The organism is Acidimicrobiia bacterium (assembly GCA_016650365.1).
GTDB lineage: Bacteria > Actinomycetota > Acidimicrobiia > Spongiisociales > JAENVV01 > JAENVV01.
In genome coordinates this window covers 1-12,028 of the sequence record JAENVV010000090.1, presented here as the reverse complement: position 1 = coordinate 12,028, position 12,028 = coordinate 1, and the positions used below count along the sequence as shown (strand labels likewise).

Sequence of the window (12,028 nt, the reverse complement as noted above, 5' to 3'; positions counted from 1 at the left end):
TCGACGAGCCCCTCAGCTGCGGCGCCAGGGATGATCTGTTCGCATATCGCGGTCACGTACTGGTCGGCAACGCCATCGTGTTCGGGAGGGGTCGTATGAGCCGCCAGCAGCGAGGTAACGACCCGCTGTGGGCCCTGCCGACCGATCAGGCGGGCCACGCGCAGCATACGCAACTCGTGGTGAAGATCGAGGCCGTAGCCCGACTTCACTTCCACGGTACCGACCCCGCTGCGCAGGAGCCATCCGAGCCTCGTGGCAGCCTGACTGGCGAGCTCGTCATCGGGCGTGTTCCGGGTGGCCCGAACCGTCGACAGAATCCCTCCGCCGGCGGCCGCCAGCTCCTCATAGGAGCTGGCGCCTAGCCGATCCTCGAACTCGGCCATGCGATCACCGCCAAATATGGCATGGGTGTGACAGTCGATGAGGGCCGGCGTGATGAGCTGGCCGCTGACGTCGCGCTCGGCGCCGGCGGTGATACCGGTGCCCGGTGGACCGAGATACGTGATCTTGTCGCCGGTAATCCCAATGGTGGTCCGAGTCATAAGGCCGTACGGCGAGCCACCGGGCTCCATCGTGGCGACAGTGGCGTTTGTCAGGAGAACATCGGCAATCACGACATCAACTCCCTGATAAGACGATGAAGGCCTTTGCCTGACTGCCCGGAAGTATTTAGCCCATTGAGGACGACCCGCTTACCGGCCACGATGACATCGGAGACCGAGGTTCGCGGGGTTGAAAACAAAAAAGCCCCGACCCCATCAGTTGGGTCGAAACCCGACATCGCCGGGCCCCCATTGTCAACGACCACAAAATCGGCAGGGGAGTCGACCGCCAATGGTTCATGGACCCCCCACCCGAGAGACGCCAGGCCGGCCCCGGTCGCCGAGCGCAAGAGTTCGTCCGGCGAATGAATGCCGCGACGTTCCAGACGGAGACGGTCATTGAGTTCAAGCGATCGAGCTTCCTCGAACAAGTCGACGGTGGCATTGGAGTCCGAACCGAGTGAAATCGAAACGCCGCGATCCCTCAGCTCACGACCAGGGCCAATGCCGTCGCCCAGATCTTGTTCGGTTGAAGGGCAGAAGCAAACGCCCGATCCGCTGGATGCCAGCAGGTCACGGTCGCCCTCGGAGAGGTGGGTGGCATGAACGGCAGTGGCCCTGCCAGTCAAGAACCCGGTATCCGAGAGGAGCCTCATCGGGGTCGTACCGTGCTCGGCCAGGCAGGCTTCATTCTCGGCACGTTGTTCGGACACATGCGCATGAGCTGGAAGGTTCAGTTCGTCTGCCAGGTGGCCAACCATCGACAAACCCGATGGAGCGACCGCCCGGACACTGTGAGCGGCCACTCCTATCTTGACGGTCTGGTCCTCAACGCCGTCGGCGAGGTCGGCGACTCTTTCTGACCAGGCCGTTGCCGACCCATCGGAGAAACGCCGTTGTTCGGGCAAGGGCGGCGCACCGGTGACGTCCGATGTCAAGTAGCAGGCATCGAGCAGTGTCATCCGAATTCCGGCGTCGAGGGCCGCACCGATGAGTGCGTTTTCCATGGCATGGGCCTCAGGGTAGGGGCGCCCGTCGACCCGATGGTGAAGATAATGGAACTCACCAACGGTCGTAATGCCGGCCCGCAGCATCTCGCCGAACACTTCTGAGGCGAGAGACCGATAGCTGTCGGGCTCTAGACGTTGGGCTAATTCGTACATGGCCCGGCGCCAGGCCCAAAAGTCCCCACCGGCATCATGGGTATGCCCCCGGAGGGCTCGATGGAAGGCGTGTGAGTGAGCACTGACCAACCCTGGCAAGACGACGCCTTCGAGCCTGACTGCCTCCGATGACGGTCGGGAACCGACTTCAACCGACTCGATGGACCCACCAGAGACGACGATCGATACGTCCTGCTCGAAGCCGGAACCGCCGAACCAGGCGAAGGGAGCGAACCAAACGCTCACGCCAGACCGGTGATCATGGGCAGGTCGATTCCGCGATCTTTTGCCACCTGTTTGGCGATGTCATACCCGGCGTCGGCATGACGCATGACCCCGGTGCCGGGGTCTGAGGTGAGTACCCGATCGAGTCGCTGATCTGCCAACTCCGAGCCGTCGGCGACTACCACCATTCCGGCATGGATCGACCGGCCGATGCCGACCCCGCCTCCATGGTGAACGCTGACCCACGATGCCCCACTTGCCGTATTTACCAGCGCATTGAGAATGGGCCAATCGGCAATCGCGTCCGACCCATCTGCCATCGACTCAGTTTCTCGATATGGTGAAGCCACCGAACCGGAATCCAGGTGGTCACGCCCGATCACAATCGGGGCCGACAACTCACCGCTACGAACCATGGCATTGAACCGCAGCCCGAGACGGCGCCGTTCCCCGTATCCCAGCCAGCAAATACGACTCGGGAGACCCTGGAACGCCACGCGCTCTGAGGCCATCCGGATCCATCTCGCCAGGCCGGCGTCCTCAGGAAACTCGTCGAGAACGGCGCGATCGGTGGCTGCAATGTCGGCCGGGTCGCCTGACAGCGCTACCCATCTGAACGGGCCTTTACCCTCACAGAAGAGCGGTCGGATGTACGCAGGCGTGAAGCCGGGGTAATCGAACGCCCGGTCAAACCCACCAAGCTGCGCCTCGGTTCGCAAACTGTTGCCGTAGTCGAACACTTCGGCACCGCGATCAAGAAATCCGACCATGGCTTCGCAGTGCCTGGCCATGGCCAGGCGTGCTCGACGGATGAGTTCGTCGGGTGAGTCGGTGGCCATCCGGGCTGCGGCCTCCAGCGTAAGATCATTCGGTACGTAGCTCATCGGATCATGAGCCGATGTCTGATCGGTGACGATGTCAGCCGGGAAGTCGAGTTCAAGCAACCTGGGAAGCACGTCGGCAGCGTTGCCAACGACCCCAACCGACGAGGCCAGGCGCTCATCTCTGGCATTGAGACACAGAGCGATCGCTTCCTCAAGGTTTGGTGCCAAAACATCGAGATAGCGAGTCTCAAGTCTGCGGTTGGCGCGGTAGGCATCAACTTCGACACAGAGGGCCACTCCGTCGTTCATCGTGACGGCCAGGGGTTGTGCCCCTCCCATACCTCCGAGGCCGGCGGTCAGGGTGATCGTGCCCGCCAATGAACCACCGAACCGTTTGTCGGCGATGGCGGCGAAGGTCTCATACGTTCCCTGCAATATTCCCTGAGTACCGATATAGATCCACGAACCGGCCGTCATCTGACCGTACATCGTCAGACCGGCCGCCTCCAGCCGGCGAAACTCTGCCCATGTCGCCCATTCGGGAACGAGCAGTGAGTTGGCGATGAGGACGCGCGGAGCCCACTCGTGAGTGCGAAACACACCAACCGGCTTTCCTGATTGGATGAGCAGCGTCTCATCGTTCTCCAACCGCCGAAGGGTCGCGACAATGGCATCGAATGCTTCCCAGGAACGGGCGGCTTTGCCGGTTCCTCCGTAGACCACCAGATCGTCCGGGCGTTCGGCGACCTCGGGATCCAGGTTATTCATGAGCATCCTCAGAACCGCTTCCTGACCCCAACCTTTGCAAGAGAGTTCGAGACCCCTGGGTGCTCGGACCGGTCGAGGACCACTCATAATGAATTCCTTTCAAGGTTCGACTGAACGTCAATGTGTACCGATCGGAACCACACAGCGGCACTCCGCGAGCCTTCGTCATCCGCGGTATAGGTAAGCCGTTCGATGGTCAGAACCGGCGAGCCGGGTGGAATATTGAGTATCGTGGCGTCCGCGTCGCTCACTTCCTGTCGTTCGACAACGTGTTCGATCCGGACGAGCGGGATCGCGTATTTGACCGTCAGCAGCCAGTGAACCGACTGATGGGCCAAATCATCGTTCAAAAGCCCGCGACACAAACCTTCAACGATCCACCGCTCCTCAACCGCCATCGGTTGGTTGTCGGCGAGTCGCAGCCGCCTCAGGAGAATCAATGGAGTTCCGGTCTCGACCCCCAAGGGGTTACCAGGCATGGCGGGGAGTTTTTCTGCTGCGAGGACTTCGGTACTTGGCGTCCGGCCGATCACTCTCATGTCATCGTCGAATGAGCTGAGCGAGAAGTATCGCGTCATCGGAGAAGCTGCTGCCACGTAGCTTCCACTTCCCTGAGCGCTCCTGATCAACCCCTCGCCAGTGAGTTCGGCGAGTGCCGTTCTGATTGTTCCCCGGCTGACGTTGAATTCCTCACTCATTTGATGCTCGGTGGGAAGCTGATCAAGTGGCCGCAGTGATCCGCTGAGAATCCTCGTGCGGATTCGATCGGCGACCACGTGGTACTTCGGAGTTGCCACCGGCTAGCCGTCCGGATTTCGTAGCCGGACCTCGACAGACAGGCGGTGGGCGGTGAGCCCCTCAGCGGTGGCGAGCGTGCTGATGGTCGGAGCAATCGCTCGAAGCCCGGCTTCGGTGATCGTTTGGACCTGTCGCCAGGATCCGAAATCCTCGAATCCGAGCGGATTCATCGACCGTGCCAGCCCCCCGGTCGGCAAGACATGGTTTGCCCCGGTCGCATAGTCACCTGCCGCTTCAGGCGACCAATGGCCAACATAGATCGAACCGGCCGATTGAATCTGAGCAGCATCTCTTTCGGCGTTGTCGGTGTTCACCGTTACGTGTTCGGCAGCGTATTCATTGGCGAACGCGAGGGCTTCGGTTATCGAATCAACCCACACGATCAGGCCGTGCTCGCTGAGCGCTCGAGCAAGGATCTCATGGCGCTCGAGATCGGGAAGGAGGCGGTTGAGTTGGGCGACTACCGCCCCGCCCAAGTCCGCAGAGTCGGTGACCAGTACGGCGGGGGAGTCGGGGCCGTGTTCTGCCTGACAGAGCATATCGACGGCCACCATTTCAGGATCGGCGGTCCCGTCGGCCACGACGAGCACCTCACTGGGACCGGCAGGCATGTCGATCGCGCACCGGCCGAGGACGAGCAATTTGGCGGCCGTCACGTACGCATTGCCCGGCCCGACGATCTTCTCAACCGGTTCGATCGTTTCGGTACCATAGGCGAGCGCCGCGATCGCCTGTGCACCACCCATGGCATAGAGTTCGGTGACTCCGAGGTAGTGAGCGGCCGCCAACAAGGTGACATCCATGATCCCGTCGGGACCGGCCGGTGATGCGACCACGATCCGCTCAACGCCCGCCGTCCGCGCCGGAACCACGGTCATGACCAAAGATGACGGGTAGGCCGCTTTCCCACCAGGAACATAGGCCCCGACCGACCGAAGCGGCGACCAACGGCGATCGATCTTCACACCCGGTACCGGCTCCATGGTCAAGTCTGCGGGTCGTTGCGCAGAATGAAAAAGCTCGACGTTCTTGACAGCAATCTTGATGGCTTCCCGAACCTCTTCGCCGACAGCCTCCCAGGCGGACCGCATCTCTTCGACCGGGACGCGAGGGTTTGGCCGGCCACCCCCAAACTTCACACCTGCTTCGGTTACCGCGTCGTCGCCACGGGACAAAACGTCATCGCAAATCGATCGAGCGGCGTCTCGAACCAACGGATCTGAAACCGCCGATCGGCGGACGATCTGTCGACGTTGCGCCTCCGACAGCTCTGACAAACGGATGTGCTCAAGTTTCAGGGTCACCTAGGTAGCGCTCCTCGTTGCCTCTTTCACCCTAGAAGGTCCAATTTGTTTATACAACGATGAAGGCATTGAGTCGAGCGGCAGGCACCGCCGGACGAGGTCTCCGTGGCCGAGTCAGACGGGGTCGCCGCCAGAAGGAAATCGTCGCTGGAACCGGGTTCATCGATGGTTCGCGAGAAGACTCAAACCACCGAAACGCTATGCCAGCGATTCTTCTCCGGAAGCTATCTCCGCTGGTGACCGTCGGTGGTCCGTGTCATAGAGAACCCGGGCGACAGGCCCTTTTTGACCGAGATCATCCAGGTTCCCCTGGGCCCGGCGAATAATCATTAGCAAGCCCATCCCGGCGGCCAGAAGCACCGTTTCTGGAGGGCGCCCGAGTGCATATGCGGCCATCCAGAGGAAAGCCCACCCGAAGAATCCCGAAATTCCTCCGCCAATCTTCCAGCCAAGGACGGACCAAACTCCCGGCCACAGCACGGTAATCGGGTCGAAGGCCAACATGGCAAGCGAAGAGGTCGCCAATCCGCGGCCCGACCTGCGCCACAAGTAGATCGACCAGTTGGATCCCGCCACCGCAGCCAGCGCGCCAACCGCGGTCACACCGGGGGAGAGTGACATCCACCGCCCGACAAACACCGCTGCAAGGCCCTTTGCCCCATCAAGAAGTGCCACCAGCGCTCCGGCTTTGGCGCCGAGCAGGCGAGTCGTGTTGCCCGCCCCAAGATTCCCCGATCCGGCCGTGGTTAGATCCACGCGCCGGGCCTTTCCAAGGACATAGGCAACCGGGATCGCACCTAGTAAGTACGCGGCGAGCACATAAGCGCCTTCGACCATTACGTTCATTGGTGTCCTCCGAGGGCAGGAACCTTGTATCCCAAAAGCCGCATCAACTCTGCCACAACATACGTTAGTCATGGGCACCCAAGAAAACCTTTCGCGGTCATTCGCTCGGAGAGACAAACCCCGGAGAGGACTGAAACGACCTGACCAGAGAGCGCTCTTTCAACCAACTTCAAGTTGTGCAAGACTCGGCCCGGCTCAGCCGTTTGCCTCGCAGGTCGACGGTGAATCTCCCGATCTCGCGGCCAGGCTGAACAAAGACACAAATTGCGGTGACGAAAGCAACATGAATTCCGAACGATCCTCGGTGAACCCATGGGGAGCGGCGAGCGTCCGGACCTTCGATGGCCACAGCCAGTGACAGTGCACCTCACGTGCTTTGAACGGGTTCCGGTGTAGGACAATGGCGGTGGGGACAGCCCAGATACCCTGGATCGGCTCGGCCGGATACACCAAAAGCGCCTTTCCGCCCGGCCGAAGCACACGCGCCATCTCGGACAGCGCCGCTTCGATGTGGGGAATATGTTCGATTGCGTGCAGGGAGACAATCTTGTCGAAGCTGTCATCCGGGAAATCGAGAGCCTCGGCGTTCCCCGTCGTAACACCTTCCGTGACGGCGTTTTCAGCAGCGTGCGGATTGGCGTCAATACCGATGGCGTCAGCCCCAAGTTCGCGGAGTCGCCGGGTCAAGTGGCCCACGCCACATCCAACCTCAAGGATGCGGTCAGTTGGTAGGGGATCTAGGAACCGGGACACGGTGACCATGTGTCGCTTGTCCCAGTGGTTGATGAGGGCATAGCGTTTCGAGTCGTACATCCCATCCCGGCGCCCGTTGCCTCTCGAACCATTGCTAAACAGCGATCTCATTAGACGTGCACCCAACTCATTCCGATAGTGACCATGAGACTAACCGCGAGCAGAACCGCCCCATATGCAGCTGCCGGTCGCGAGCGGGGGGAGTTGTCTATTTTCGTTTCGATGGCCAGGCCAAATCCAACCGCCAGTAGTGAGACCGCCCAGCCAGCCACGACATCGGTCATCCAGTGCACTGAGAGAAAGATCCGACTGTATCCCACGAGCAGAGCCGCAGGGACCAGGATTATCGCCGTGATCAGACCGGATTTGCGGCCGATGTGATGCAAGGCAATAGCCGCGGCTAGCGCGAAGGTCATCGCACCAGCCGAGTGTCCAGACGGCCAAGCCAGGGAACCAAGGGAGCTTGCCCCGAGCGGTGGTCTGATTCGTCCGACGACGCTCTTGAGGATGGTTACGATCACGGCGCTAGATGTCGCCATGGCCAGGAAGAGTACGGCTCGACGGTATGAGAATGCTACGGCCAGACCGATCGCCACCAAGCCGGTAGCCAACCCGAGCGAAACAGAGTCGGTGGCCAGGGAGATTGCTGCCAATACGCTACCGCTTCCCGGGAGTCTGCCCCGGTCCCCAAGCGCAAGTATGGATGCGTCGAGGCCGGCGAACTCAGGGCCGGTGTATCGAATCCATAGATAGATCCAGATGAGCACGATCACGGAGATGGCAGCAGTCCACCTACCAACTATCGCCCGACCGGGCGTTTCGGTCTCCTGAATGAGCCGTTCTGAAGCAGGCTGGACGGTTTGCACAGGGCCACGGTACTTCCCATACCTAAGAATCAGCTGAAGACGGTGGCCACGGGGATCTCAGCGTGGCACCCAGAGTCATTCGACGCCGTGTGCGCTAACCGCCCAAATGGAGTTCCGCTGGAAGGTTCATCCATCGACGGTTGGGATGATGGCCGTAAACACTGCGCCGCCCATGACCGAGGTGCCGACGGTGAGTTCCCCACCATGGCGGTGGACGACCTCCGAAGCAATCGCCAGACCGAGGCCAGCGCCCCCTTCATCACGGGATCTCGCCTCATCCAATCGCGTGAAGCGACTGAAAATTCTTGTGCGATCCTCCTCCCGCACGCCTGCGCCATCATCGGCCACCGACACTTCGACGGCACCGTCGACCGGAGCTACAGCCACTACGACCATCGTCTTTGCGTAACGGTTGGCATTCGACAAAAGGTTCAATACCACCCGTAGAAGCTGAGACGGATCACCCTGGACCCGACCGGCCGAAATCCCCGACAAATCAACCCGAACCCCATCGCGCAGCGGCACTCTGGCGAGCGCCTGAACGACGAGCTCGTCGAGGTCTACATCCTCAATGAGCCGGGATTCCCCTTCACTCCTGGCAAGTAGCAATAGGTCATCAACCAGGACCTGCAAGCGGATCGCCTCGGCAAGCACGCTATCGCGCATCGCTTCCCATGACTCTGGCCGGGGATGAGCAACATCGACCTCCAATTCGGCGCGGATTCCGGCCAGCGGACTTCGAAGTTCGTGGGCGGCGTTCGCCACGAACTCGTCCTGCTGTACGGCCGCATGTTCAAGCCGATCGAGCATCGTGTTCATCGTCATGGCCAGCCGGGCAATCTCGTCGTCACGACGCGACTCCGGTACGCGCCTGTGAAGTTGGGAACCCGTTATTTCTTCGACCTCAGCCCGGATCTCCTCGACGGGTTGGAGTGTCTTCCCGATTACCGACCAACTGGTCCATGCCACGACTACCGACAGAAGTGGTATACCGACCAGAAGGGCGGCAACCAGGGCGGCAATCGCCTCGGTGCGGCGTTCGACGCTGTTCGCAACGTATACGAAATACGTACCTTCGTCAGTGCTCACCGTCAGTGCGGCTAGGCGGAAGGAGCCGGGGTCGACCGGAAGATCGCTTTCCACGCCGTGAAGAATCTGGCCAGGCGCGGGTTTCAAAGTGGAGATCGGGCCTTCCCCCTCGATATTCTCGCTCGAAGCTACAACGGTCCCTGCCGGCCCGATTATCTGGGCGAGAGCCGATTCATCTCCGCTGACGGTGATGGGATCGGGGATGATGCCATCCACAATCACATTGGCCAGGTCGGTGACGCGTCCGTCGAGTCCGGTATCGATGGCTGCGTTGAGCGCCTGGGTCTGTGCGTAGACAAGAGCGACACCCGCAACAACCAGAGCTGCTACCAACATCAAGGTGACGACTGCTGTGGCGCGGAATCTCAACGTCGTTGGACGACGGCTACGACTACTCACGGCTGGGGACCAGCCGATATCCGGCCCCGCGCACTGTTTCGATCGACTTGCGTCCAAACGGCTCGTCGATCTTCCTTCGTAAGTACCCGACGTACACCTCGACGATGTTCGGGTCGCCCTCGAACGCGAAGTCCCAAACATTGTCCAGAATCTCTAGCTTGCCGACGACATCGCCGGGATGGCGCATCAAGAATTCGAGAACCGCGAACTCCTTGGCCGTGAGATGAATGTCTTGGCCAGCCCGCTCACATCGACGCGAATTGGGGTCGAGTGTGAGGTCTCCGACTTCATAGGCAAGCGATACCTCGCCCACCGAGGACCTGCGAAGCAACGCTCGGATTCGGGCAACAAGGACTACATATGAGAAAGGTTTACGCAGGAAGTCGTCTGCGCCAGTGTCAAGAGCTTCGGCTTCATCGAGGTCTCCGTCTTTGGCAGTCAACATGAGTATCGGCGTCCAGATGCCGAGATCGCGGAGCTGGGCACATAGACTGAATCCATTGATCCCGGGCAACATGATGTCAAGGACGATGACGTCGTGCTCGTTCTGCGTGGCGAACCACTTTCCGTCGGTGCCGTTCAACGCCACGTCGACGGCGAAGCCCTCAGCTTCCAGGCCGCGCCGTACAGCCGCCGCAACCTTCTTTTCATCTTCGACAACCAGCACGCGCACCAAAGCTCCCCGGAGAGTGGATCGACCTAACTCAGTATGACGCACCGAACCTGAGGGTTTGCTGAGAAACCTGTCGATCACAGATGTTGAGAGATCCAGTTGACGACTGTCCCGGCAACAACGGATTCGCCCCCTCGGTAATAGTGACCCCCCACCTCCAGCACCTGAACGTCGACGTTGTGACTGCTGGCCATGGCGATCTCCTCGGCCGGGTACACCTCGGAAGGCTCGTCAACACTTCGGATAAACAACGTCTCGCAAGGAATCGATGGGGCCAGATCGACGATATCGGGGCAATGGTCGAGGAATTCGACATAGGTCGTAGCCGATATGACGTACCACCAGCCGGGAACGAGCATCAGTTGGTCGCCGCGACCTTTCGCCACGAGGCTCCTGGCAGCTTCGGAGATCTCGTCGTAGCGTTCACCAGCCATCAGCCCATTGTCCGCCATTAGTCGCATGATCTTTTTGCCTCCGCGATGCGCCGACAACAGGACCAATCCTGGCGTATCGGGGACTTCCACCACGTGCCGGACCGCCAGCATGCCTCCGTTTGAGTGACCGATCACAAATGGGGGAGGGAGGTCTCTTTGATTCATCCAGTTGCGCGCCAGGTGATTGTCTTCGATGGCCTGACCGATCGTCTGATAAGCGCCACCTTCGAGGTCTCGACTGTCGCGATTTGAGAGAACGTCATGCCCGCGACGGTTGTAGGCAAGACAGGCGAGCCCGAGGCCGGTCAAGTACGGAGGCAGAAAACGGGGAGGTCCGACGTAGAAGTTCATCGTATTTCCATGCATGAGCTGTGCAGATCCAAGGACGTTCCCATCGTCCGGCAGGTACAGCAATCCGTCGAGCGGCTCGGTATCGGTTTCGATCGCCACCGTCTCGATCAGCACTATGGCGACCCTCCGTCCCCGCGTACTCCGAAACGAACGATTGGCACCGGCCTCGTGAGCATGGCTGCGTACCGTGCGTACTGGTCGTCAGCGGCTTGAAATCGTGACCAGGCATCATCGTGACCGGCGCCCGCCAGGAACTCGGCCGTCACAAGTTGGGCGCCTGCCTTTGTGGCAATTTCGGCCCGCGGATCCATCCGCAAGTTTTGCACCCAGGCCGGGTCTTGATCCAACCCGGCGTTGGTACCGGCGACGACAAGGCCATCCGGTGAGTCCAGACACGACAGAAGAACCGTTCGGTCGCTCCCGGTCCGGCGACCCCTGGTGGTCAGTTCGATTACGCCCATCCCCATGGAGCGGGTACCGAGTCTCCTCCCGGAGAACTTCCATAAGATCTTGTGGGCTTTCCAGATAATCCGGAGTGCGCCTCGAGGTGGATTTCGGGGGGATGCCATCGTGAAAGGCTAGCTCCGGGATAGCGGCGATCCGGACCCGGGCTCGCTTCGACGGCCGGGGGCCCGAATCAGCAGGTGATCCAGGCCTGGGTAGCATCCGGCAAGATGAACAACATACCCGGACAGGCTGGCAACCCTGGCAAGCGACAGCCCCGCTCCGTGGCAGGCGTCCACACAATGTTCACTGGTCCCCACCTACTCAACCTCCCAATCTGCGTGCCGTAATGCCTGGCGTCTTATGGGCCACTCTGTCAGGGATCGCCTTCGGGTTCTCGCAACTTTCAAACCGCGGCGTCAATCGCCAAGCTGGTGCCCTAGCCGCGACGACAGCCATGGTGACTGCCATGCTCCTGGCGCTACTGGTCACGGTCGGCGTTCGCGGTGAAATCGGACTTGTGACCGCCTTACCGCCGCGGGCCGCCGG

12 protein-coding genes are annotated in these 12,028 nt (G+C 60.8%); all 12 read right to left on the bottom strand.

Annotated elements, in window-relative coordinates; genetic code table 11:
* Positions 1-614: imidazolonepropionase (locus JJE47_05230; protein MBK5266818.1), on the bottom strand; the 614-nt coding region annotated here is incomplete at its 3' end.
* Positions 611-1,951 (bottom strand): formimidoylglutamate deiminase, encoded by a 1,341-nt coding sequence (locus JJE47_05225; GenBank protein ID MBK5266817.1) that lies wholly within the window; start codon positions 1,949-1,951, stop codon positions 611-613. The genes JJE47_05230 and JJE47_05225, both read right to left, overlap by 4 nt.
* Positions 1,948-3,609 carry a urocanate hydratase gene (gene hutU, locus JJE47_05220; protein MBK5266816.1) on the bottom strand — a complete coding sequence of 554 codons (1,662 nt, stop codon included), beginning with the start codon at positions 3,607-3,609 and terminating at the stop codon, positions 1,948-1,950. The genes JJE47_05225 and hutU overlap by 4 nt, the downstream gene beginning before the upstream one ends.
* Positions 3,606-4,319 (bottom strand): GntR family transcriptional regulator, encoded by a 714-nt coding sequence (locus tag JJE47_05215; protein ID MBK5266815.1) that lies wholly within the window; start codon positions 4,317-4,319, stop codon positions 3,606-3,608. The genes hutU and JJE47_05215 overlap by 4 nt, the downstream gene beginning before the upstream one ends.
* A gap of 3 nt (positions 4,320-4,322) precedes the next feature.
* A complete protein-coding gene (hisD, locus tag JJE47_05210) occupies positions 4,323-5,624 on the bottom strand; it encodes a histidinol dehydrogenase (GenBank protein ID MBK5266814.1) in 1,302 nt (433 codons plus the stop codon).
* 198 nt (positions 5,625-5,822) lie between these two features.
* Positions 5,823-6,470: a glycerol-3-phosphate acyltransferase gene (locus JJE47_05205; protein ID MBK5266813.1), complete on the bottom strand. Its 648-nt coding sequence runs from the start codon at positions 6,468-6,470 to the stop codon at positions 5,823-5,825.
* Positions 6,471-6,665: 195 nt separating this feature from the next.
* A complete protein-coding gene (locus JJE47_05200; protein MBK5266812.1) occupies positions 6,666-7,334 on the bottom strand; it encodes a class I SAM-dependent methyltransferase in 669 nt (222 codons plus the stop codon).
* Positions 7,334-8,089, bottom strand: a complete 756-nt coding sequence (locus tag JJE47_05195) for a phosphatase PAP2 family protein (protein ID MBK5266811.1) — start codon at positions 8,087-8,089, stop codon at positions 7,334-7,336. The genes JJE47_05200 and JJE47_05195 overlap by 1 nt, the downstream gene beginning before the upstream one ends.
* Before the next feature lie 126 nt (positions 8,090-8,215).
* On the bottom strand, positions 8,216-9,514 hold the full coding sequence (locus tag JJE47_05190) for a HAMP domain-containing histidine kinase (GenBank protein ID MBK5266810.1): 1,299 nt from the start codon (positions 9,512-9,514) through the stop codon (positions 8,216-8,218).
* Between the two features lie 55 nt (positions 9,515-9,569).
* On the bottom strand, positions 9,570-10,250 hold the full coding sequence (locus JJE47_05185; protein MBK5266809.1) for a response regulator transcription factor: 681 nt from the start codon (positions 10,248-10,250) through the stop codon (positions 9,570-9,572).
* 77 nt (positions 10,251-10,327) lie between these two features.
* Positions 10,328-11,149: an alpha/beta hydrolase gene (locus tag JJE47_05180; GenBank protein MBK5266808.1), complete on the bottom strand. Its 822-nt coding sequence runs from the start codon at positions 11,147-11,149 to the stop codon at positions 10,328-10,330.
* Positions 11,149-11,604 carry a nitroreductase family deazaflavin-dependent oxidoreductase gene (locus JJE47_05175; protein MBK5266807.1) on the bottom strand — a complete coding sequence of 152 codons (456 nt, stop codon included), beginning with the start codon at positions 11,602-11,604 and terminating at the stop codon, positions 11,149-11,151. The genes JJE47_05180 and JJE47_05175 overlap by 1 nt, the downstream gene beginning before the upstream one ends.
* Positions 11,605-12,028 lie beyond the last annotated feature (424 nt).